Annotated in this window: 18 protein-coding genes, 12 tRNA genes, 2 rRNA genes and 2 pseudogenes; 27 read left to right on the forward strand and 7 right to left on the reverse strand. The window is 38.5% G+C overall.

The features are described from left to right. From rrf (HHO41_RS20250) to HHO41_RS20320, 15 genes are all read left to right on the forward strand, one after another. Positions 1-95 (forward strand): 5S ribosomal RNA (gene rrf, locus HHO41_RS20250); the annotation flags it as partial. Positions 96-106: 11 nt separating this feature from the next. Continuing rightward, positions 107-182 (forward strand) — tRNA-Val (locus tag HHO41_RS20255). A gap of 3 nt (positions 183-185) precedes the next feature. Further along, a tRNA-Leu gene (locus tag HHO41_RS20260) sits at positions 186-274 on the forward strand. Between the two features lie 10 nt (positions 275-284). Continuing rightward, positions 285-361 (forward strand) — tRNA-Arg (locus HHO41_RS20265). A 15-nt stretch (positions 362-376) separates the two neighbouring features. After that, positions 377-453, forward strand: a tRNA-Pro gene (locus HHO41_RS20270). A gap of 15 nt (positions 454-468) precedes the next feature. Further along, positions 469-544 (forward strand) — tRNA-Ala (locus HHO41_RS20275). Between the two features lie 23 nt (positions 545-567). Next, a tRNA-Met gene (locus HHO41_RS20280) sits at positions 568-641 on the forward strand. Positions 642-677: 36 nt separating this feature from the next. After that, a tRNA-Ser gene (locus HHO41_RS20285) sits at positions 678-770 on the forward strand. Positions 771-803: 33 nt separating this feature from the next. Next, positions 804-877: transfer RNA gene (locus HHO41_RS20290), tRNA-Met, on the forward strand. A 7-nt stretch (positions 878-884) separates the two neighbouring features. Then, a tRNA-Asp gene (locus HHO41_RS20295) sits at positions 885-961 on the forward strand. Positions 962-979: 18 nt separating this feature from the next. Next, positions 980-1,064: transfer RNA gene (locus tag HHO41_RS20300), tRNA-Tyr, on the forward strand. A gap of 17 nt (positions 1,065-1,081) precedes the next feature. Continuing rightward, positions 1,082-1,155, forward strand: a tRNA-Gly gene (locus tag HHO41_RS20305). Positions 1,156-1,160: 5 nt separating this feature from the next. After that, positions 1,161-1,237 (forward strand) — tRNA-Ile (locus tag HHO41_RS20310). 28 nt (positions 1,238-1,265) lie between these two features. Next, positions 1,266-1,382 (forward strand): 5S ribosomal RNA (gene rrf, locus HHO41_RS20315). 589 nt (positions 1,383-1,971) lie between these two features. Next, a complete protein-coding gene (locus HHO41_RS20320; RefSeq protein WP_169102113.1) occupies positions 1,972-2,682 on the forward strand; it encodes a DUF2238 domain-containing protein in 711 nt (236 codons plus the stop codon). An 82-nt stretch (positions 2,683-2,764) separates the two neighbouring features. Here HHO41_RS20320 and HHO41_RS20325 read toward each other — a convergent pair whose 3' ends face one another. After that, positions 2,765-3,514, reverse strand: coding sequence for a YwaF family protein (locus HHO41_RS20325; protein WP_169102114.1), 750 nt, complete (start codon positions 3,512-3,514; stop codon positions 2,765-2,767). Positions 3,515-3,741: 227 nt separating this feature from the next. Here HHO41_RS20325 and HHO41_RS22825 point away from each other — a divergent pair. The 7 genes and pseudogenes from HHO41_RS22825 to HHO41_RS20355 all read left to right on the forward strand — a co-directional run. Further along, positions 3,742-4,206, forward strand: a pseudogene (locus HHO41_RS22825) (protoglobin domain-containing protein); the annotation flags it as partial. Positions 4,207-4,437: 231 nt separating this feature from the next. Beyond that, a pseudogene (locus HHO41_RS22830) lies at positions 4,438-4,971 on the forward strand (methyl-accepting chemotaxis protein); the annotation flags it as partial. A 332-nt stretch (positions 4,972-5,303) separates the two neighbouring features. Further along, a complete protein-coding gene (locus HHO41_RS20335) occupies positions 5,304-6,293 on the forward strand; it encodes a sulfonate ABC transporter substrate-binding protein (protein WP_169102116.1) in 990 nt (329 codons plus the stop codon). Between the two features lie 15 nt (positions 6,294-6,308). Then, complete coding sequence (gene ssuC, locus HHO41_RS20340; protein ID WP_169102117.1) at positions 6,309-7,067, forward strand: aliphatic sulfonate ABC transporter permease SsuC; 759 nt, start codon at positions 6,309-6,311, stop codon at positions 7,065-7,067. 15 nt (positions 7,068-7,082) lie between these two features. Next, on the forward strand, positions 7,083-7,847 hold the full coding sequence (locus tag HHO41_RS20345) for an ABC transporter ATP-binding protein (RefSeq protein ID WP_169102124.1): 765 nt from the start codon (positions 7,083-7,085) through the stop codon (positions 7,845-7,847). A 68-nt stretch (positions 7,848-7,915) separates the two neighbouring features. After that, on the forward strand, positions 7,916-9,043 hold the full coding sequence (gene ssuD, locus HHO41_RS20350) for an FMNH2-dependent alkanesulfonate monooxygenase (protein ID WP_169102125.1): 1,128 nt from the start codon (positions 7,916-7,918) through the stop codon (positions 9,041-9,043). Between the two features lie 225 nt (positions 9,044-9,268). Continuing rightward, positions 9,269-9,550 carry a DUF2325 domain-containing protein gene (locus tag HHO41_RS20355; protein ID WP_169102126.1) on the forward strand — a complete coding sequence of 94 codons (282 nt, stop codon included), beginning with the start codon at positions 9,269-9,271 and terminating at the stop codon, positions 9,548-9,550. A gap of 30 nt (positions 9,551-9,580) precedes the next feature. On the opposite strand, the gene HHO41_RS20360 is transcribed toward HHO41_RS20355, so the two are convergent. The 6 genes from HHO41_RS20360 to HHO41_RS20385 all read right to left on the reverse strand — a co-directional run bounded on the left by HHO41_RS20360 (position 9,581) and on the right by HHO41_RS20385 (position 16,744). Then, positions 9,581-12,250 (reverse strand): putative bifunctional diguanylate cyclase/phosphodiesterase, encoded by a 2,670-nt coding sequence (locus HHO41_RS20360; protein ID WP_169102127.1) that lies wholly within the window; start codon positions 12,248-12,250, stop codon positions 9,581-9,583. A 219-nt stretch (positions 12,251-12,469) separates the two neighbouring features. Then, positions 12,470-13,288, reverse strand: coding sequence for a phosphate/phosphite/phosphonate ABC transporter substrate-binding protein (locus tag HHO41_RS20365; protein WP_169102128.1), 819 nt, complete (start codon positions 13,286-13,288; stop codon positions 12,470-12,472). A gap of 16 nt (positions 13,289-13,304) precedes the next feature. Beyond that, the gene (locus tag HHO41_RS20370; protein WP_169102129.1) at positions 13,305-14,447 is read right to left on the reverse strand and encodes an acyl-CoA dehydrogenase family protein; all 1,143 of its coding nucleotides are present in this window, start codon (positions 14,445-14,447) and stop codon (positions 13,305-13,307) included. 18 nt (positions 14,448-14,465) lie between these two features. After that, positions 14,466-15,383, reverse strand: coding sequence for a ferritin family protein (locus HHO41_RS20375; protein WP_169102130.1), 918 nt, complete (start codon positions 15,381-15,383; stop codon positions 14,466-14,468). Then, positions 15,377-15,739, reverse strand: a complete 363-nt coding sequence (locus tag HHO41_RS20380; RefSeq protein WP_169102131.1) for a sulfurtransferase TusA family protein — start codon at positions 15,737-15,739, stop codon at positions 15,377-15,379. The genes HHO41_RS20375 and HHO41_RS20380 overlap by 7 nt, the downstream gene beginning before the upstream one ends. Before the next feature lie 231 nt (positions 15,740-15,970). Further along, positions 15,971-16,744 carry a SagB/ThcOx family dehydrogenase gene (locus HHO41_RS20385; protein WP_169102132.1) on the reverse strand — a complete coding sequence of 258 codons (774 nt, stop codon included), beginning with the start codon at positions 16,742-16,744 and terminating at the stop codon, positions 15,971-15,973. A 150-nt stretch (positions 16,745-16,894) separates the two neighbouring features. On the opposite strand from HHO41_RS20385, the gene HHO41_RS20390 reads away from it, so the two are divergent. The 5 genes from HHO41_RS20390 (at position 16,895) to HHO41_RS20410 (ending at position 23,355) form a co-directional block, all read left to right on the forward strand. Next, positions 16,895-18,016: an FtsZ/tubulin family protein gene (locus HHO41_RS20390; RefSeq protein WP_169102133.1), complete on the forward strand. Its 1,122-nt coding sequence runs from the start codon at positions 16,895-16,897 to the stop codon at positions 18,014-18,016. A gap of 206 nt (positions 18,017-18,222) precedes the next feature. Then, positions 18,223-20,199, forward strand: a complete 1,977-nt coding sequence (locus HHO41_RS20395) for an NAD(P)/FAD-dependent oxidoreductase (protein ID WP_169102135.1) — start codon at positions 18,223-18,225, stop codon at positions 20,197-20,199. A gap of 118 nt (positions 20,200-20,317) precedes the next feature. Beyond that, positions 20,318-21,970, forward strand: coding sequence for a gamma-glutamyltransferase (gene ggt, locus HHO41_RS20400; protein ID WP_248278557.1), 1,653 nt, complete (start codon positions 20,318-20,320; stop codon positions 21,968-21,970). Between the two features lie 393 nt (positions 21,971-22,363). Then, positions 22,364-23,002, forward strand: a complete 639-nt coding sequence (gene trhA, locus HHO41_RS20405) for a PAQR family membrane homeostasis protein TrhA (RefSeq protein WP_169102137.1) — start codon at positions 22,364-22,366, stop codon at positions 23,000-23,002. Positions 23,003-23,214: 212 nt separating this feature from the next. Continuing rightward, positions 23,215-23,355, forward strand: coding sequence for a GapA-binding peptide SR1P (locus HHO41_RS20410; protein ID WP_169102139.1), 141 nt, complete (start codon positions 23,215-23,217; stop codon positions 23,353-23,355). Positions 23,356-23,501: the final 146 nt, after the last annotated feature.

The following is a 23,501-nucleotide window of genomic DNA, read 5'->3' on the forward strand; positions in this document are numbered from 1 at the left end:
TCACACCCGTTCCCATACCGAACACGGAAGTTAAGCTTCTCAGCGCCGATGGTAGTTGGGGGCTCTCCCCCTGTGAGAGTAGGACGCTGCCGGGCTGTTTTAAAATGGAGGATTAGCTCAGCTGGGAGAGCATCTGCCTTACAAGCAGAGGGTCGGCGGTTCGAGCCCGTCATCCTCCACCATATGCCGGGGTGGCGGAACTGGCAGACGCACAGGACTTAAAATCCTGCGGTAGGTGACTACCGTACCGGTTCGATTCCGGTCCTCGGCACCACTATTAATATGCGCCCGTAGCTCAATTGGATAGAGCGTCTGACTACGGATCAGAAGGTTATGGGTTCGACTCCTTTCGGGCGCGCCATTTTAATTTCAATAACGGGAAGTAGCTCAGCTTGGTAGAGCACTTGGTTTGGGACCAAGGGGTCGCAGGTTCGAATCCTGTCTTCCCGACCATTTACACATCTTTATGGGGCCTTAGCTCAGCTGGGAGAGCGCCTGCTTTGCACGCAGGAGGTCAGCGGTTCGATCCCGCTAGGCTCCACCATTTATAGAGTTTATTAGCATTATGGCGGTGTAGCTCAGCTGGCTAGAGCGTACGGTTCATACCCGTAAGGTCGGGGGTTCGATCCCCTCCGCCGCTACTAAGATAGAGAATGATCGTAGAATTATTTTTATATGGAGGAATACCCAAGTCCGGCTGAAGGGATCGGTCTTGAAAACCGACAGGCGGGTTAAACCGCGCGGGGGTTCGAATCCCTCTTCCTCCGCCATATTTTTTCTCAAATTTACATCTTTTTTACCGTCGCGGGGTGGAGCAGCCCGGTAGCTCGTCGGGCTCATAACCCGAAGGTCGCAGGTTCAAATCCTGCCCCCGCAATCATAATGGTCCGGTAGTTCAGTTGGTTAGAATGCCTGCCTGTCACGCAGGAGGTCGCGGGTTCGAGTCCCGTCCGGACCGCCATTTACATTAAATTCATATGGAGGGGTAGCGAAGTGGCTAAACGCGGCGGACTGTAAATCCGCTCCCTCGGGGTTCGGCGGTTCGAATCCGTCCCCCTCCACCATTTGTTATTTACATTATGCGGGTGTAGTTTAGTGGTAAAACCACAGCCTTCCAAGCTGTTGTTGTGGGTTCGATTCCCATCACCCGCTCCATTTATGGGCCTATAGCTCAGCTGGTTAGAGCGCACGCCTGATAAGCGTGAGGTCGATGGTTCGAGTCCATTTAGGCCCACCATATTTATTGTGTAACAATAGAATATTTGTCTGGTGGCAATAGCGAGAAGGTCACACCCGTTCCCATACCGAACACGGAAGTTAAGCTTCTCAGCGCCGATGGTAGTTGGGGGCTCTCCCCCTGTGAGAGTAGGACGTTGCCGGGCAAATAAATACAGTCGATTTGACTGTTCAGATTGTCGAGAAAAGTGATTTTTCTCGGCAATTTTTATTTTTATCGATGTATGGCTTTATAGATATCCTGTTTCTTGATTTTCATCTTTTCAAGTATCTTAAATAGCGAGCCCCTTTGGCTTTTTGAAGCACAATTTGAGAAGTTTAGTATGAAAATATAGCTCCAATAAGGCTCATTGATGCTACTTTTAAGTCGTACGCAAAGAAAATATAGTTCCAATAAGGTCTATTGATGCTATTTTTGAGGCGTATGCAAGGAAAATATAGCTCCAATAAGGCTCATTGATGCTACTTTTAAGTCGTACGCAAAGAAAATATAGCTCCAATAAGGTCTATTGATGTTACTTTTGAGGCTTATGCAAAGAAAATATAGCTCCAATAGTGTTTTAAACACAGTTGTTGAGTTCTAACTATTATAATTTTTAGACCATTCGAAATTGTCATGATAAGTTCAGTCTTTTCAATAATTCACAGCAGGATTCTTAAGGCCAATATTGAAAGGCTTTATATAGTAATTTTTGAAATACATGAATCTGTATCGTGTATTAGGGGGTTATTCTATTGGAATTAAGAAGAAAAAGAAAAATTGATATAAAGAGAGTCATAGGCGCATTTTTGTTCGTGACATTAATTTTGTCAATTGTTTATATTATCATCAAAATGATTATCGCGCCAACTGAAGCAGCAAATGATGTGACAAAGGTAAAGAGCGATTATGTACTCATGCTTTTACAGTGTGTGCTTGGTATTTTTGTTATGATGATTCCTTCATTTGTTGAGAAGAAGAAGGCGATTGATATACCAGATCCAATTGAAATCATCTATTTTATATTTTTATATTGTGCTATTTATTTGGGAGAAGTACATAACTTTTATTATTTAATACCATATTGGGATAGTATTTTACACGCCTTTAGTGGGGCCGTTCTTGGGGTATTGGGCATTATCTTAGTACGGTTTTTGAATGAAGGAGAATTAGTTGATATTCAATTAAATCCGTTTTTTATATCGTTTTTTGCGTTTTGTTTTGCGGTGGCTGCCGGTACAATATGGGAAATCTATGAATTTTTGGCAGATGGAATGCTTTCGTTGAATATGCAAAAATTTATCTTAGTTGATGGAACACAATTAATCGGAAGGGAAGCATTATATGATACGATGATGGATCTTATTCTGGATACGGTGAGTGCATTAATTATTTCATTGATTGCTTATCCGATTCTAAAAAAACAAACAGTTCAGCATAATACCAATTCATCAAAGATATCTTAACGGAGACCACTATTAGAAAAAACATTCATTGGGTATGAAATAACAAAAAGCAACGATTTCATTTCGTTGCTTTTTGTTTTGGTCAGGTTCTGCTATTTAGTGGATTTTCCTCTTTTAACGAGGCTTTTCTACTTGTTTTCTCACGGAAAATGAGCCAAACGATTATACTTAAGCCGATAAGCAAACCCTCAAGGGATAGAATGTACCAAGGGTAGGGACCGAGAAAATCCATTAAGCTTGGGCTGGGTGGCTTTTTGTTTAAAAACAAATAATTGCCACCGACTCGATTATTAATTAAGAGGATAATTGGCAACAGCAGATTTAGAAAAATGAATAGTTTAAACACTGACCAAATGGTTGGTCTGTATTCTTTTACCCATGTGAAATAAAGCGCGACCCAGATTGTCATGAGATGGGTATAGAAAAAGTGAAAAAAACGAAAATGCGGAAAATCATAATTCACAATTGGAGTGAAAATTGCCTGTGATGCGCCGAGAAGTGCCGTAAAGATAAGGATTTCGTAGACTATTTTTTTCTTAGTGAAAAGAAGGACTACTGTCAAGATTAGACTGATGCTGCACAACTCTAATGGTAATGCATGACTAATATTCCAACTATGATTCCTGATCATCCAGAAATGATAAGTGCCTTCAAATACGATCAATGAGGAAGCAATGATGATTTCACCAATTCGAAATTGATTTTTTCGTAGGTGTTCTCGATAGTAATAAAGAAGAATACCTCCAATGATTAACAAGCCGATAATGATAAAATGACTTAACGAGAAAATTTCAAAGTCAAAATTTTTATAGCTTCTTCCAAACCATTCCATAAATTACCACCCTCTTTAACTTTACCATTCTTTAATATGTAAACAAAACAGTTTAAAGTACTAATTATCAAGTTTTGAAGTTATGAATTCCTGCTCTAAATTATTTTAATATATAAAATAATGTGTATAATAGTAGTGAATGGAAGGTTTTTCTATTCAATAGAGGGGGATGTGTGATGAATTTACATGTTAAACAAGGTTTTTCAAGGGGATTTAATCATGAGGAAATGCCATTAATTAATCGTGTTGAAATCGATAAGCAAATAAAGATGATAGATTTAACCCCACAAGATTTACAGTTAATCCATAGACTCCAACCATTTGTTTTGGAAATGGTTGATAATATAGTTGATGATTTTTATAAAAATCTGGAAATTGAGCCTAGCTTGTTAGAGATCATAAACCTACATAGTTCGATTATGAGATTGAAAAAAACGTTGAAGCAACATTTAATTGAAATGTTTAATGGTGAAATAGATGATTTATTCATAGCAAAAAGAGTCAAGATTGCCAAGATGCACGTAATGATTGGTTTATCAACGAAATGGTATGTATGTTCATTTCAGAATTTACTGGCCTCATTAAGTAAGGTTATTGATAATCAGTTTCAACACAAACAGGATTTGATGATAGCAGTTAGAGCATTATCAAAATTAATCAATTTTGAACAGCAATTAGTTTTGGAGGCATACGATGCTGAAACTGATCGGATTAGATTAGAGATTGAAAAGCAAAAATTGTCAGTACAGGATCAAGTTGCGAATGCCTCACAAAACTTAGCCTCCATTTCAGAACAAACAAATATAAATTTTCATCAATTAATAATGCAATCAAATGAGATTATTGATTTGGCTAATACTGGCACTGACCTTGCACTGCTTGCCCAAAAGCGAGCAGAGAAGGGAAAGGAACAACTAATAAATCAAACAAATAATATGACCAATATTCACCAATCTGTTGATGATATCTCGCGAGATGTCGATGTGTTATTGGATATTTCTAAGCAAATGGAAGAAATAGTAAGTATTGTAAAGGGAATTGCCGATCAAACCAATTTGCTCTCTTTAAATGCTGCCATCGAAGCTGCTAGAGCTGGCGACGCTGGCTTAGGATTTGCCGTGGTAGCTAGTGAAGTCAGAAAATTATCTGAGAAAACAAAAAACTCAGTAAAGGATGTATCGAATCTCATCAAAAATACAAATATGCAAGTACAGGATTTGACGAGTTCATTAGAACAAATTAGGGGAGAAGTTCAAAGAGGTACTGACAATATGCATGAAACTGAGCAGCATTTTGAACAGATTCTTGAAACGATGACCGAAACCATGACTCAGCACAAAAATATTAAGGGCGAACTTGGTAGCTTAGGAGATGTTGTCAAAGAAATTGGCGAGGCTTTTGATCAAGTTGCAAAATCTGCAGAACAATTAACTGAGATTACAAAGGAACTAGTATGATGAAAAAAAACTTACATTTGAGTTGGTTTCCTATGACAATATTCCGACACCAGAGTGATGAACTCGAAACATCTGAAAATTTCAAAAAAAGTTATTGACACATTTAGCCAATTTCCTTATGATAATAAACAAGAAATTAATTTTTGACCGATCGGACAACCGAAGGTCCTTAACTCTATGCTACAAATAGGGTTAGGGGCCTTTTTTATTTTCTTAATTCCTAGTTATCCTATGTACTTAATAAAAATGGTAAATGATTAAAACTACCAGTCGACTGGCGTTTTGCATAATAACTAGTAAACTACAATTCATTGTTTCAGGAGGAACGGTTTATGGCAATAAAGATTAGAAAATATGTATTGATAACGATTTCGCTATTATTTTTAGTGTTATTAAGCGCATGCAACAACAGTGATAAAACCAAGTTTGAGAAGGCAGCAACCACCGAAAATGGAGTTAAAACCATTAGAATCGGTTTTCAAAAATTCGGGACAATTAACTTTTTAAAAGCACAAGGTACATTAGAAAAAGAATTAAAGCCACTTGGATTTTCAGTGGAGTGGACGGAATTCCCTGGAGGACCACAGCTATTAGAAGCCTTAAATGTTGGTAGTCTTGATTTTGGTCATACTGGCGAGGCGCCACCAATTTTCGCACAAGCAGCCGGTGCCCCACTTGTTTATTTTGCTAATGAACCAGAAAATCCTAAAGGTGAAGCCATCATTGTACCAAAGGATTCAACTATTAAAAGTGTTAAAGATTTAAAAGGGAAAAAAATCGCTTTAAATAAAGGGTCTAATGTTCATTACTTACTTGTAAAAGCGTTAGAGGAAAATGGTTTGAAATATGAAGATGTTGAAACGGCATTCTTACCTCCATCTGATGCGAGAGCAGCATTTGAAAAAGGTGCTGTGGATGCATGGGTAATCTGGGATCCATTTTTAGCTGAAGCACAACGTAAAACCGGAGCACGAATTCTGGTTGATGGCACGAATTTAGTTAAGAACCGTGAATTCTTCTTGGCGACAGAGTCCTTTGCTAATGAAAATCAAGATGTTCTCAATATCGTATATAAGGAAATCGCAAAAGCAGAGCAATGGGTAGACAGCAACAAAGGAGAGGCAGCAGAATTTTTAGCTCCACAAATTGGGATGGAGAAAGAAACCCTAGATACTGTATTGAACCGCAGACCATATGGAATTCAAAAGATAACTGAAAAGGAAATTAAGGATCAACAGCAAATTGCTAATAAGTTCTTTGATTTACAACTAATTCCAAAGAAAATTAATACCTCTGATGCGGTAATAACAACAAAAGAGTAATAGGAGGAATGCGAGATGAAATGGAAACAGTTTTTACCATGGATCCTCCCAATCGTGATCATCAGTGCTTGGCAACTTAGTTCAACATTAGGGATTCTATCGGCGAGGATACTGCCAAATCCTGTTGATATTGTGACAGCCGCAATTGACCTGACAAAAAGCGGACAGTTATCTACAGATGTTTGGACTAGTACAAAACGGGCATTTCTTGGATTTATTGTAGGAGGCGGAATTGGTTTCATTCTGGGCTTGGCCAATGGACTTTCAAAAATATCAGAGGGTTTACTCGACTCCTCCATTCAAATGATTCGAAATATACCGCACCTAGCTTTAATCCCGATTGTCATTCTTTGGTTCGGAATTGGTGAGGAAGCGAAGCTGTTTCTTGTCGCACTCGGTACATTCTTTCCGATATATCTAAACACATACCATGGAATTCGTTCGGTTGACCGCTCCCTGATTGAAATGGCCTATGTGTATGAACTAAAAGGATTTTCCTTGTTTTGGCATATTATTTTCCCAGCGGCCTTACCGTCTGTCTTAGTAGGGGTACGATTTGCACTTGGAATTACTTGGGTTACGCTCATTGTTGCGGAAACTATTGCAGCCGATTCAGGGATTGGATACATGGCCATGAATGCAAGGGAGTTTATGCAGCTTGATGTAGTTGTTTTAAGCATCATTTTGTATGCTTTGCTAGGGAAATTATCTGATGTTACCGCTAAAATGGCTGAAAAAAGATTATTAAAATGGCATCCAAGCCATCAAAAGTGATCGGAGGAGAGTGTGATGGCTAAACAAGAATCAATCCTTGAGCTTGTAAGCATTCGGAAACATTTTGACGGAAAAGAAGTATTAAAAGGTATTGATTTATCGGTGAAACAGGGTGATTTTATTGCAGTTGTCGGAAAAAGTGGTTGCGGTAAAAGTACATTACTAAGGCTGATGGCTGGTTTAGATACTGCAAATACAGGTAGTCTTTTTGTGAATGGCGAGGAACTTAAGGGGAGAAACACATTAGCAAAAATTATGTTCCAGGATGGCCGTCTGCTTCCTTGGAAAAGGGTATACGATAATGTGGCACTCGGGTTAAAAAGTGCTGAACAAAAAGTGCAAATATCGAAAGTTTTAGAGCAGGTCGGATTGGCCGATCGAGCTAAGGCTTGGCCGGCAGAACTTTCAGGTGGTCAAAAGCAAAGAGTGGCACTTGCAAGAGCCTTGATTCATCAGCCAAATCTTTTGCTATTAGATGAACCGCTCGGGGCGCTTGATGCTTTAACAAGATTAGAAATGCATGAACTAATTGAGAATTTATGGAGAGAGCAGCAATTAACTGCCGTATTGGTAACGCACGATGTTGAGGAGGCGGTTGCGCTTAGTAATCGGGTGATTTTGATTGAGGAAGGCAAAATTATTCTAGACTTACCCATTCATTTACCTTATCCACGTCGGCGGGACAATCCACAATTTTCAAAGCTTGTAAGTCAAATTTTGAATAAAATCATGGGAAAGCGTTGGGCGCAAACACATGAATTAGAAGCAAATGTTCAATAAACATAACATTGCTTTGGGGGAACAATCTTTTAATATGAGATCAATTTATATAGAGGGGAAAGATAGCAATGGAAATTTTTTGGTTTATACCGACACATGGTGATGGAAGATATTTAGGGACAGCGAAAGGTGCAAGACCAGTCAATTATAATTATTGCAAGCAAATTGCTCAAGCGGTGGATGAATTAGGTTATAGTGGGGTTCTCATTCCGACTGGAAAATCTTGCGAGGATTCATGGATAGTGGCGTCTTCGTTATTATCTGCGACAGAAAAATTAAAGTTTTTGGTTGCTGTGCGCCCGGGCTTAATGGCACCAAGTTTTGCGGCTAGAATGGCTGCAACTTTAGATCGTTTTTCAAATGGTCGTCTGCTTATCAATGTTGTTGCAGGCGGAGATCCAGTGGAATTAGCAGGTGATGGTCAATTCCTTGAACACGACGCCCGCTATGACCAAACAGACGAGTTTTTAACTATTTGGAAACAGCTTTTTGAGGGTAGTGAGGTTAATTTCAACGGGGACCATTTAAGTATTGAAGGCGGCCAATTATTGTATCCTTCTGTTCAAGAGCCGTATCCACCACTTTACTTTGGCGGTTCTTCGAAAGCTGCACTAAATGTTGTTGCTGACCATATTGATGTATATTTAACTTGGGGTGAGCCACCTGCACAAGTTGCTGAGAAAATTAATAACATCAGAAAGCTTGCAGCTGAAAAAGGTCGAACTGTTCGGTTTGGGCTTCGCGTTCATGTGATTGTGCGGGAAACAGAAGAGGAAGCTTGGAAGGCTGCAGACGAATTGATTCAATATGTAGATGATGAATCGTTTGCAGCTGCACAAAAAATCTTTGCTCGTATGGATTCAGAGAGTCAAAAATTAATGTCCCAGTTGAACAAAGGCGATCGCTCTAATCTTGAGGTTAGTCCAAATTTATGGGCAGGAGTTGGCCTTGTGCGTGGTGGAGCTGGAACTGCATTAGTTGGAAATCCTGATCAAGTCGCCGCAAGAATGAATGAGTATGCTGATTTAGGAATTGAAACGTTCGTCCTATCGGGCTATCCACATTTAGAGGAGGCCTACCGAACTGCAGAATTATTATTCCCTAAGTTGCCAATCAAGCAAGAAACAAAACCAACAGAACGTGCGTTTGTTAGTCCGTTTGGTGAATTAATTGCCAATCAACATGTGCCAAAATAAATAAAATTAGAGAAGAGGGCAATCGTTGATGATTGGCTCTCTATTTTTTGTATTTATATTCTATAAATATTTTTAGTAGAGTAATATTGACATTGATAATCATTTTCAATTAAAATAATAGCAACAAATGATAATCGTTATCAATTATATAAAATAAAAAGATTGTTCATTACAATAAATAAGGTGAATTTTGTTAAACTTTTACCATTAATGGAGGAATGTAGAATGAGATCATTATTAATCGTTGGTGCAGATAATTTAGGAGGAATACCCGAAAAATTAACAACTGTTGGTTTTCATGAAGTGCTACATATTGATGGAAGAAAGGTACAGATGGTAAAAAAGGAGCTGCCAGAAAAAATAAATTGCATATTAGTATTAACAGATTTTGTTAATCATAATTTAACTTCAGTCATTAAGAAGCGAGCAAAAAGTCAGGCTATCCCAGTATACTATGCAAAACGTTCATGGAGTTCAATTTATAACGCGATAAAAGGTGTAGTATAAAAAAGAAAAGGAACATAAGGAGTTCCTTTTCTAATACGCATAAGAATTCGCCTCAAGTATTCGATTTTGTTGAGTTAAGAATGCTTCCATATTCGTCGCGTTAAGGGGAACGCTGAACAAATAGCCTTGTAACTCGTCACAGCCAAGTTCCATCAGCATGTTCTTTTCATTAATTGACTCTATTCCTTCGGCAACAACATTAAGCTGTAAACCGTGAGCAAGATCTGTTAATGACTGGACAAGAAGCGTCTTTTTTAAGTCCTTGTCTATATCTTTAATAAACTGTCTATCAATTTTTATTTCATCAATTGGCAATTTTAGTAAATGGATAAATGCTGAGTACCCTTTGCCGAAATCGTCAATCGAGATCATGACTCCAAGGCTCTTTATTTGTTTAATAATTTCTGCAACATGATTGGTGTTCTCAATAAAGACACTTTCTGTAATCTCTAGCTTTAAATATTTTGCTTCAAGTCCTGTTAAAAACAACGCTTTCTTGATGATTGAAATAATTTGATCGTTTTGGAAATTTTTTGCAGATATATTCACCGATACAGGAATATACAACTGATATTGATTTTGCCAATGCTTTAATTGCTTACAAGCCTGTATTAAGGACCACTCATCTATTTTGGAAATGAGGCCAATTTCCTCTGCCAACGGAATAAAGGTAGAGGGGGGGACATTACCTAGATAACTATCCTTCCAACGCAGCAATGCTTCTAAGCTAGAAACTTTATTATCTTGAAATTTTGGCTGAAAATGTAATGTCAATTCTTGAGAAACTAGCACAGATCGAAGCGAATTCTCTAACAATAATCGTTCCTGAAATTTGTCACGCATCGATTCATGGAAGTACCTCGGTGTATTCCCACCGTTTTCCTTACATACGTACATTGCAATGTCGGCACATTTTACTAATGAATCTAAGTCGTTACCGTTCTCAGGGAAAATGCTCACACCAACGCTTGCAGAAATATATAGGACGTGTCCGCCAATTTGAAATGGTGACGAAAATTGCTCTTGAATTTTTGCAAGGGTTAAATCTATATTGTTTCGGTCAGCCACTAAATCAACGACTACGAATTCGTCCCCACTGAGCCGAAATATCATTCTGTTATCGTTGACTAGGTTACATAGCCGGTCAGCCGTTTGCTTAAGCAAGGCATCACCCGCATCATGTCCTAATGTATCATTTACTTGTTTGAATTGATTCAAATCAATAAACACAATCGCTAAATAATCCGAGCCATTTTGGTTAGTTGATATCAGGTCTTTAACAAAATTTTGAAAATGGAGTCGATTTGGTAGATTTGTTAAGACGTCATAATACGCTAATTGATGCAGTTTTTCTTCAGATGTTCTTAATTTTTTCGTTTGAATCGTTAAGATACGATTCATTTCGATGCTCTCATTAAAGAGTTCTTTAAGCTTTCTCGCCATTTCTTTAAGGTTTTGCGTCAATAGCCTCATTTCCGATATATTACTTTGTGGCCATTCAATTTTCTCTAACTTAAATAATTTTTGAGGAAGGCCAGTTGTAACGGTCGTTAATTGCTCGATGTTTCTTACAAATATACGACTTATTACTTGTACAAAAAAAATGGTAAAAAGCGAAAAGATGATGGATATTTTAAGGTCAATAAAGAAATTATCGAAAATTTGGTCTTGGTATTGTAAAATGGGAAATTGAATATAAATATTTATTGGTAATGATTTAAGTTGATCAATATACACCAAGTTTCCACTGCGCCACTTGAGTAACGGGAAAACATTATTCTGTTCATCTGGTAGAACTTCATAGAAAGTATTTGATACTTTTTTAACCACCGACATATTATTCCAATTGTAATATACTTCGGAATCATGTGCTCTTTTTGAACTATTTGTAATAATTTTATTATGATTATTCGTGAGAATGACTGTATAATTTTCCGAATGATAATGTTCAATTATTTTGGTAAGATTTAGCGTTTGTTGTTCGCTTTCATGGTTTAAATTTGGTTCCCGCTGCAATAACAATTTTAATTCTTCGCGAATTTGCTCCGTAACAATTTCTGCTTTTTGATTCGTATTAATGATAATTTCATCATGAAGGTTCCAAGTCTTAGTCAATGTACTTAAAAAAAGCGGTACTAGAATAAAAACAATCGAAATATGAGTTAAAAACTGGTGCACAGAAACATTGTTTTTATTTATTTTAAAACGATTACACATTTTGTAAAAAGGAAAATAGGCAAGCGCCATATCAGCCATTAATACATTAAATAAGCCATTAAGGACATCCTTGCAAAGTTGAAAGTAAAGTACATCTCCAGCTAACGAGGTTTTATTTAGTGCAAATAAAATTGTAAGGCCAATTGTTAACCAAAAAATGGCATCTATAAAGATCATTTTTGCTTTTTTACTAAAATAAAAATAAGTCCCGACAAAAATTATTTCTCCTAAAAGGATAGCATTATATGTTATGTAAATTGTTTCAAAGGGAATGAACAAGAAAGTTAATAGCGATGCCATGATGGCGTAGGGTAATCCAAACAAACGCATGATTAGAAATAGAAAGATACTTGTAAACGAAAATGAAAGTCCATACACCATATTCACATGAAAGGATGAGAACACGAGTGCAAGGAACATTAATGTTAAAAGAAGAAAGGTGTCTTTATTTAAGCCAAAGAACACATTATGCTTTTTGAACATACAAATCTTCCAATCTATGAATGTGATGGTTTTTTTGCAATATGATAATATCTTAACAGAACCAATACACTTTGCGGAAATGAGCGTAAACGTTTCACAAAGCAGACAAATAATTCTGTTTAAAAATTTGTAATATTTGTTCACAAACCCATGAATTTAGGAACTTGTATGTAAAAAGAGTGACGCATCCATTTCAAATGCGTCACATCCTCCATCATTTTATATTATGTTTTGGTCTCTCATCGCTTCTTCGAGAATTCGGTACCCTGTTAGTCCACGGTCAAGCGGATGTACCCACTCATTTAACCCTTCCATTTCCATCATTTTCTTAATATCGGTGTCGGTCGGATCCATTGCAAATAATAAGGAAGAAAAGCGGTTTGCTAATTTTTCATCTAAATCAGGCAAGGCTGTAAATATACAGTGAGAGTAACCTGGTGAGGTCCAAACTCCCTGGATTTGCTGATTGTTCACTTGACCCTCTTCGAGCATCCTAATCCAAGTGTTTTCACCGATCGCACCTGCATCAGCCTGACCTGTTTGCAATGCCCGCAAAACCTCATATTCGCTCGTTCCCGTATCACCATGTTTACCTATGTCAAGGTTGAAGCGGATGAATTCAACATCTCGATGTGGCTCAAGTCCATTTGTTTTAAGGAACTGTACAGGAAGGATTGCCGCTTGGGCAGAGTCGGCACTACCCAGTGCAAATCTCTTACCTTTTAAATCTGCTAAAGTTTTGATACCCCGATCAGTTCTAGCGATAAATCTCGTCGTAAAATCAATATCGGTATCTCGCATTGCTAATACTTTGGCCGTGCCATTTAATGCTTGTTGGACCTTAACATAGGCAACATTTGTGTTCCAAGCGATATCAATAAATCCTTGGAGTAGGGCTTGAGTTTGAGCTTCATAGTTTGAAAATAACACATAGTCAATTGGGAAATCATTTTTTTGGTAATAGTCCCGAATAAGGTCCCAAATCGCAATTACTTTTGGATCGTAGGCTACTGAACCAATGAGCAAACGTTTAACCATGACTATTCATCTCCTATTAAAATAATGGAATGCCAGCGACAGTTTTTCCAATCCATTCTTTTAAAATTTCAACTGTTGGTGCCATAATCGAGCTTGCCTTTGAATCTCGTAAATAGCGCTCAACAGGTAGCGATTTGCTGTAGCCTTTTCCTCCGCAAACCTGCATGGCGGTATTGGTTACCAAGTTGACATTTTCACAGGCTAACAATTTAGATTGCATCACATGCAGCATGGCAGTTTCTTCTCCGCCGTCTGCTTTTTGGGCGGCATCATGTATAAACGTGGAGGCAGTGTCAACCTTGCAGGACATTTCAGCTAAATAGTATTGAATCGCAGGGATTTCAGCCAAGCATTGTCCACTTGCGTATTTTCTCGTTTTTGCATGGTCTAAGGTTGTCTGATAGGCGCCGCGTGCTAGCCCGGTATTAACGCCTGCTGAACCAAGGATAAAGGCAGGAGCGACGACATTAAAGATCAAATCCATGCCGGCGCCTTCGTTGCCGATTACGTGAGTAAAGGGAACTTTTACATTGGATAATTCACAGACAATACTATTGTTGCCGCGTAGTCCGATACCGTCCCATGCGCCAACAAATTTAACACCATCATTTTGGCTATCGACAACAACCATATTTAAGCCTAGTTCAGGTTTTGAGGCGTTCGTTAGAACGATTAGAAAATTTGTTTCATCCCCGTTTGTCACAAAACTTTTTCTCCCGTTTAATAATAGGTAATTCCCTTTGTGAACGGACTTAATCTCAGGGTTATAAAAATGGGCACCAGTACCTGTTTCACTAAAGGCAAGTGTTCCAATTTTTTTGCCATTGGCAATGGCTCTTAAATAACTTTGGAGGATTTCATTAGTGGGATTTGCCGCAATGACATAAGTTGAAACAGAATGCATCAAGTAACACATCGCTGTTGAACCACAGCTTTCGGCTATGACTTCAACGACTGAGACTAGGTCGGAAAGCTCCCCCCCTAAGCCTCCGTACTCTTTTGGTACCATTAAACCTAACAATCCAGTATCTCGAAATGCCTGAAATGCTTCCGTTGGAAATCGATTTTCTTGGTCAATTGTCACAGCAAGTGGGGCGATCACCTCATTAGCTACTTGTTTAGCTAGTTCCACTGGTATTGAATTCATTTGTTTTGTCATGTTTTTTACACTCCTTTTTTACATAAAGTTTGGTGTATGGGAAGTTGAGATTTTCTCTGCGGTTACAATATCAAGCCCAATTTGTAGCATTCGTTGGATACGATGCTCAAACATGATTTCTTTAAGTTTCTTTACATGTTCAAATCCAATTCGAAGTTGATCTGGCCTGCGGCCGCCACCGGCGATTATCGCCAATGCTTCAATGAAGTGTGTATTTTCCTTGGTGCCAGAGCCTTCAAGATATTGATTTCGCTCCTCGGCAGCCTCCACTAAAAATTTCACCATTTGAGGATTCCTTTGTAATATGTGGCGAACATGACTGATTCCATATGAAACGTGACGTCCTTCATCGATTTTTGCTAATTGAACAATCTTTCTTGTAACGGTATCTGGGGCATGTTCCTCGATAAATGTTAGCAGGTCTAAAAAGGTTCCTTCGCCAAGTACATGTAATAAAAATGATGATTTAAAGTAATCCTCTTGAACATATAAGCTATGTAAGGATCGCTCGGTTAAATTTGAAGAGTACTGCAGACCACCACCATTAGCTAAAGCTCGTTTTGTAAATGCTTCAATATGTCTGGCCTCATCATTGACCAAAGTTGAAAGGTAAAGGAGAACTTCAACGAAGTGTGGGTTGATTTTTGACATAAACTTCGCCGGGATGTACAGGGCAGAATATTCGTTCTCTGCCAAAAAAGTCATGATTTGACAAACTGCCCATTCTAATTCATTAGGAAGTTCGGGGATTTGGTCCCATTCGATATCCGTTGTGGCATTCCATTGAGTTTCTTTGGCTTGCTCGTAAAGCTGTAAAAGGTTATCAGCCCAAACATCGTCCTTCCGATTAAGGGTGAAGTCAAAATCAGGATTTCCCGGCTCACTAACAGCGCCACGAGGTACAAAGCCGATGTAAGTAGGGGCCTCATCTAGCAAGGTACCAACCTTGCCTTCAAACCAATCACGAATATCCAGATATTTTCCTTTTCGCGTCGGGATTTTGATTCCCCAATCTGGTTGATCAAGCTGAATTTTACTTGTTTTTTTAATGAAATATCGATAATGATCTCCTGCATCCATTGCGTTAAAAGTGTATTACCACGTAATTTACACCAGCTTTTAATATCATTCTGAAGTTGGGCGTGAGAGCTTTTCAGTTCGATAATGTCCTCAAAGGGGAGACGGTCAAGCGCATTCTTCAATAATATGAAAAATTCTTGTCCGATAGCGATATTGCCTAAATCTAAAACTTCTGAAGGAGTAATACCTAATAAATGATTTGAATCGTCCATTGAATCCACCTTTCAAATAAGAGTAGTTCGGTTATTCGTATGTTGAGTTTTGCTGGGTTAAATAAAAATCTTACTTAAACATGCTATGCCTGTCGCTAGAAAGTAATAGATTCAAAAAATCTATATGACCGCCTTTTCATTTCTGTTTTTTCAATTCTTATGTAGACACTCTGAAATAAAACAAAAAAAGGCGTGGGTTTATAAAACTTGACCCAGACGCCTTTTTTTGTTTTATTTGGTTGTTTTGTCTCGCTTTTTGCCAACAGCTCCGAGATAAAGTACAAATTCATCCTCGCCGTCTAATTCAAGAACCTCATCAATTAATTTTTGGTCATAAATTCCAATTGCACATGCACCTGCTCCAATTGATTCGCTTGATAAATAAAGATTTTGGCAGACATGTCCGACATCAATTAATATTTTTTTATGGGCTGTAATGTCGTATTTCCATTCTGAACGGTAAGGGGTTGTACTCCACGCGAAAATAACAGCTGCTTTTTTCGCAAAATTTGGCACAAAAGGCTGATCTAATGTAATGGCATCGATTTTATTTTCTAGATTATCGAGCTCGTACATAAATAAAAGCTTATGCTCAACAGGAAGATAACGATAAACACCTGGTAGCAATCCATCCACCCGCGTGATGAACAAATAGGTTTCAAACGTGTGGGTTGCCCCGCTACATGGGACCGTCCTTAGCGTAAGTCCAGCTTTATTTGTCCCTGTGATGCCTTGCGTCGCCCAAAGTAAGTATGATAGTTCTTCTAGCTTGAGGTATTCGTCAGAATAAAATCTTGTGCTTCTCCTTTCCTTAATACAATTGAGTATATTTTCATTTTTTAGTTCCACATCACTAGGTAGTGGCAGGGATATTATTTTGGAAGTAGGACTGTATTCTTTAACAATCGGCGGCTTTGGAACACCTTTGTGTTTGTCAGTTTTTATATGTTTAAATTCGAGGAAATTTGATTTTAAGAAGGTTCGTTGCTGTTCATATTTTTTCATACATGCTGACTCCTTTTGTCTATTCTTATTAACTAGCATAACCAATTACAGAAAATTTTCTGTGACTTTACACACTGTCAACCATTCATATCTAATGATTCTAAATTTGAAAAACATGAGTAATATTTAATAAGATAAGGAGGGGATCATATGAAATCAATTGGAATCTTGGGCGTAGGTCAGGCAGGAGGAAATATCGCAGAAATTGCTTCAGCCTTAGGTTTTCAAAGCGCCCTTATCAATACAAATAAACGTGATGGTGCAGTCAACACGAAAGTTGATAAAAAGTATTTCGTACCTGGTTATAATGGTGCTGGCCAGGATCGATCATTAGGTGTAAGAGCAGTACATGATCACCATCAAGAAATGATTGAATTCGTAAAGCGATCATTTAAAAATATTAAACTATTATTAGTAGCTTTCTCGACAGATGGTGGTACAGGTTCTGGAATGAGCCCCATTTTAATCGATTTGTTAGCAGGGCAATTGCCAGACATAAAAATCGGAGCGATTGCAGTCATACCAGAGCGTAATGTGTTAGCAGGAAATCGAATAAATACGGCTGAATGTATCGAGGAGCTTTCTAAAATTGAAGCGATTGCATCGGTATTTTTGATTGACAATGATCAATTGCGTAAATTGAATCCTCAGTCCAGTAAGCAGCAAATTTATCTTTCAGCAAACCAACAGGTGATTGAAGCGATCAATCATATATTTAAGGTGACGCAAAAAAGTTCCTACTTTGGGAACTTTGATGAAACAGACCTTTTGAATATTCTTTATACAAGAGGGGTAACCATTATTGCTTCAACACCGATTACCGAAGACAAAACAACAGCAGATGTGACCAATAGCGTACAGAAATCGTGGATGAATTCAATATTTTGTCCGGTCGAATCTCAAGGTGTAATCCGAGCAGGGCTGATTTATGATGGACCGGAAAATATATCTAAACTCATTAATGCACCTTCCATTTTCGAGAAAATTGGTGAACCATTGCAATTATTTGAAGGAACTTATATATCAGAAACAGATCCAACCATCACCACTGTATTGGCGGGGCTATCATTTCCAACTCGTCGCTTGCTTTCTTTGGAAGAATCGCTGGAGAAAAATCGTGATCGTCTTCAATCGCTTGTGAATAAGGAGTATTCACAGAAATATAAATCGAGGGTATCTTGGGCCTCCAATTTAAAAACGAGAAAGCCAGATAAACCGGTTGGTCCACTGGCTGCTACTTTGTCAAAATACCAGAAAAATGAAAAACCATAATGTTGAAACAATGCCATCTCCAAGTTTAGGAGATGGTATTGTTTTTGTAAAAATGTTAACAAAGTTTGAGAAATACAACCCAAATTTTACAAATTGTCATTATTATATCACAAAAACGATATCCTCGTTTATCTATAATAAATATTGGGAATTATTTTTTTTGATTAGTTTGTGAAGTTTTTTGCAATCTTGGAGGAGGATTACAGATGAAATTTCAACACTTATTTACTCAAGGTAAAATTGGTCAGGTCACCTTAAGAAACAGATTGATTATGCCAGCCATGGGGACGGGCTTGGCAGGTCCAGATGGTGAAATGACAGACCATGTCATTGCCTATTATGAAGAGCGAGCGAAAGGCGGTACTGGGTTAATCATTACCGAGTATACCTCAATAGATTATAAACTAGGGCGTGCGAATTTCAATCAGCTCCGTATTGACGAGGATCGCTTTATGCCTGGTTTTTATCGCTTGGCTAATGCGGTACATAAATATGGAGCAAAAATATTTGTACAACTTCAACATCCAGGACGTGAAACAACTTCATACAATTTAGACGGACAGCAAATTGTTGCCCCTAGTGCGGTAGCTTGTGCAGCGATTGGTGAAGTTCCTCGAGAACTAACGACTGATGAGGTAAAAGGAATCGTTAATCAGTTTGTGATGGGTGCATTCCGTTGTAAAATGGCTGGAATCGATGGGGTTGAACTACATGGGGCACATGGCTATCTTATCAATCAATTTATGAGTCCAGGTACAAACTTACGTACTGATGAATACGGTGGCAGCTTTGAAAATCGAATGAGATTTGCCAAAGAGATTGTAGAAGGAATTAAAGCTAGATGTGGTTCCGATTTTCCAGTATCCATCCGAATTAGTGTCGATGAATATGAAGAAGGCGGTCTAACAATTGAACTGAGTCAAGAAGTGGCTCGTTATTTAGAACTGGTCGGTTACGATGCGATTCATGCAAGTTGTGGAAACTATAATACGATGGACAAAATGGTTGAATCGATGATGTTTGAACAAGGCTGGCGTGTTCCACTAGCCCAAGCCGTGAAGGAAGTAGTGAATATCCCAGTTGTTGCAGTAGGTACCATTCGTGAGCCGCAATTTATGGAGAATATTTTGGTGGAAGGGAAAGCGGATTTTATTGCGATGGGACGTGGGCATATCGCTGATCCGGAATGGGCTAAGAAAGCTCTTGAGGGTCGCGATCGAGAAATAAGAAAATGTATCAATTGTTTAAATTGCACGAGAAACCCTGGACACATCAAATGCTCACTGAATATTAGAGCTGGAAGAGAGTTAGAGTTTAAAGAAATGCCTAAAATCAATGAAAAACGTCACGTTGCTATCGTTGGTGGAGGACCAGGGGGTATGGAGACAGCACGTGTTCTCCGTTTGAAAGGATATGATGTGACGATTTTTGAAAAAGATTCGAAATTGGGCGGTCAATTGAATCTTGTTCATCATCCGGTTGCAAAGGAAAAAATGAATTGGATGATTGATTATCATCGCAACGAAATGAAGCGATTGAATGTCGATGTTCGTTTTAATACAGAGGCATCTGTTGAAGCAATAAAAGCGCTAAATCCGTATGCAGTGTTCCTAGCAACGGGTGCAAAACCGATTATACCAACTATCCCTGGAAGCAAACTTCCAAATGTTTGTGATTACGAAGATGTGCTGCTCGAAAGAAAAGAACTGGTTAATAAAAAAATAGTTGTAATGGGTAGTGGAATGGTTTGCTATAGTGTGGCTGGTCAGTTGGCAAATCAAGGTAATGAGGTAACATTAATTGAGGTTCCTACTGAAACAGGTAATAAAGTTACGGCACATACTCGAGCAATGTTGCTGAACCGTTTGACAAATGCAGGTGTGAAGCTTATCGAAGGTCATAGTGTCCTTGAGATTCATCCGGATTCAGTGATTGTTGTGGATGAAGTTGGCAAGCATTCTGAAATCGCTCTTGACCATTTTGTGTTCTCGATGGGAACTGTATCCTATAATCCGTTAGAAGTGATCTTTAAAGAAAACTTTGATAATGTGTTCGTGATTGGGGATGCGATTAATCCAGGTTCAATTACAAACGCAATTAAAGAAGGCTTCGAGTCAGCATATGTCTTGGAATCGATTGTAACAAACAAGGTCGAGACAGCATTTGAAGAGTTATTAGTTTAAGAAAATGAAATAAAGTTTTAGGAATGACTGTCGTGTTGCGGTCATTCCTTTTGTTTGATATGGGGGAATCCAGTATAGTAAAGTTAGATTACTAGATACTTCCATTGGGGGGACAAACTTGAAGCAGAAACATTTCTCTTATCGACCAACAACGATGGCACCAAACGGGATGATTACAACACCACATTATTTAGCGTCACAAGCAGGATTAAAGGTTTTGCAAGATGGTGGTAACGCAGTAGAGGCAGCAATTGCAGCTGCTTCAACCATCAGTGTAGTATATCCTCATATGAATGGCCTTGGTGGCGATAATTTTTGGTTAATTTATGATGAAAAAAACCGTAAATTAATTGGTTTAAATGGCTCTGGGCGAGCGGGTATGAATGTTTCAATCGATACATATCAAAGGCTCGGACTTAAGAAGATTCCTTCACGTGGGGTGTTGGCAGCCAATACAATACCTGGAGTTGTCGCAGGATGGGACGAGGCCTACAGGTACTCTTTGAATAAAATGAATGGAACATTTCGTTGGAACGATTTGATGCAGACAGCGATTCATTACGCAAAGGAAGGCTTTCCAGTTTCTCCGAGTCAGGAGTATTGGACTAATATAAATCTAGCTGAAAATGATAAACAGCAACGGAATTTACAACGTTTTTCCGAGTTTAAACGAAACTTTACTAAGTTATCCGGACAAGCTTATCGTGCTGGAGAATTATTAAAACAAAAAGATTTGGCAACCACGTTAGAAGGACTTGCAGGTGAGGGCAGTAATCTGTTTTATCATGGCGATGTAGCCAAAAAAATGGTAGAGGATATCCAACACCATGGTGGTCTATTAACTTATCAAGATTTTACCACACACAAATCAGACTGGGTTGAACCGTTGTCAGTAGCATATCGCGGCTATCGAGCCTATAATCTGCCGCCAAATACGCAAGGAATTGCCTCCTTATCGATTTTAAATATCCTTAATCAATTTGACTTGACCACTATTCGTGAAGGCACAGCAGATTATTACCATTTATTAATTGAAGCGACTAAGCTTGCATTCAAAGACCGTGATGAGTATGTCACGGATCCAGATTTTCACAACATTCCAGTAAACAAGCTTTTGAAAGAAGAAAGAGGCGAGGAATTAGCTAAGCAAATTAATCCCATGCATATGGATAATTATGGAAATCAATTAGATCCAAATGGGGATACCATTTGGCTTGGTGTAGTGGATAAGGATGGGAATGCTGTATCATTGATTCAAAGTATTTATCATGAATTCGGATCCGGGTTTATTCCTAAGGGAACTGGGGTTGTCCTGCAAAACAGAGGTAGCTATTTTTCATTGAATCAAAACCATGTGAATTGTTTACAGCCAGGAAAACGGACTTTTCATACTTTAAACCCAGCGATGCTTTTTAAGAATGATCGCCCCCATTTAGTATATGGAACAATGGGCGGGGAAGGTCAGCCTCAGACTCAAGCTGCCCTTGTAACTAGAATGATAGATTATGAATTTCCGGTTCAAGCAGCCATTGAAGCACCTCGATGGTTATACGGTCGCACATGGGGAGAGGAATCAAATTCCGTAAAATTAGAGAATCGCATCAATGATGTGGCTATCCAACAATTAAAATTACGGGGACATAATGTAGAGGTACTTGACGCGTTTACTGATGTTATGGGTCATGCAGGTGCCATAAAAATTGATCAAGATAGTGGAGTGAAATATGGTGGGGCAGACCCACGTGGAGATGGAGCAGCAGTAGGATACTAAAGAAGAAAAACTAATCAGCATATGAATAGCTTTTCTTCTTTAGACAATAGTGGGATGGTGTGTTAATTAGTTTTTACACCTGTTGATTGGAGTGGAAGGCGCGAAGACTCCTGCGGGAGCAGCGGGACAGGTGAGACCCCGCAGGAGCATTAGCGACGAGGAGGCTCACCGCCCGCACCGCGGAAAGCGAAGCGCCTGGAACGGAAATCAACAGTCCCCATATAATGAAAAAACTGTAGACAAGCTCGATTGTCATTGAGTTTGTTTATAATCTGAGCTAATCAGCATATGATTAGCTTTTTTTTCGCATATCGGCTTTCTTGCTTATTAAGGAATAACCTATATAATAAGAGAAACATCAGCAAGTTTTAGAACGAAGGGAATGAAATCATTTTGGCTGAAACTCATATCTTCTCAAAGGAAGAAGAAATTTCAAATTCAATTACACATGGAATTGGGGCGCTATTAAGCGTGGCAGCACTCGTTATTCTGATTGTGTTTGCCTCACTTTATGGTAATGCCTGGCATGTGGTTAGTTTTACGATATTTGGCACAACCATGTTGCTTCTTTATACATCATCGACTCTTGTTCATGCGCTGAGACCTGGTCGCGCTAAAGATTTTTTCGAAATCATGGATCACTCGGCAATCTATTTCTTTATTGCCGGCACATATACACCATTTATGTTTATTGCAGTAAAAGGATGGCTTGGCTGGACATTGTTTGGAATTGTTTGGGGGATGGCAATCGGCGGAACTATCTTTAAATCCTTTTTCGTGAAAAAGTATATGTTTACCTCAACAGGGCTGTATGTACTTATGGGCTGGTTAATAGTGTTCGCCTGGAGGGATTTATCAGCAAACCTTAATCCATCTTCTTTTTGGTTGTTAGTAAGCGGTGGATTGTGTTATACGATTGGTGCAGTATTTTATATGTGGAAGCTTTTTAAACATCATCATGCTGTATGGCACTTATTTGTTTTAGCAGGGACGATTTGCCATTTCTTCTCAGTGTTATTCCTTTTGAAATAGTTACAATAAATATGAATTTTACAAAATTGCCATGGGACTTTTCTATGGCAATTTTTTTAAAATAATAATAGGAATCAAAAATATAATGTGCTATACTAAAATAGAAATAAGATATACTTTATAAAAATTTACCGCAAATGTGCTACTCTATTTATTGTTAATCCCGAAATATTTTGGAAGCGCCATCACACTTTTTTGGAGGAATGAAAGAAATGAGTACTCAAACATTAGTAAAACAAGGTACAATCGTATGCCAGGAATGTGGTAAAGAAATTGCTGCAGTAGGAAATGTTAATGGGGTTAAAATTTGGTACGGTATTTGTCCAGAGTGCACTACTAATAAAAAGAAATAATTAAATAGATGTTAAGTTTACCTAGACCCTTATGTAAGGGTCTTTTCGTGCGACGGGCAGTCGCATGGAGTGTTGATCCAGTCAGCACTCTTCTTTTAATTATCTGACAGAGACGTCATTTCGATGAAACGACTGGTTGAAGATGA

Origin of the sequence: Bacillus sp. DNRA2 (assembly GCF_012843265.1) — a bacterium.
Taxonomy (GTDB): Bacteria; Bacillota; Bacilli; order Bacillales; family Cytobacillaceae; genus Bacillus_BU.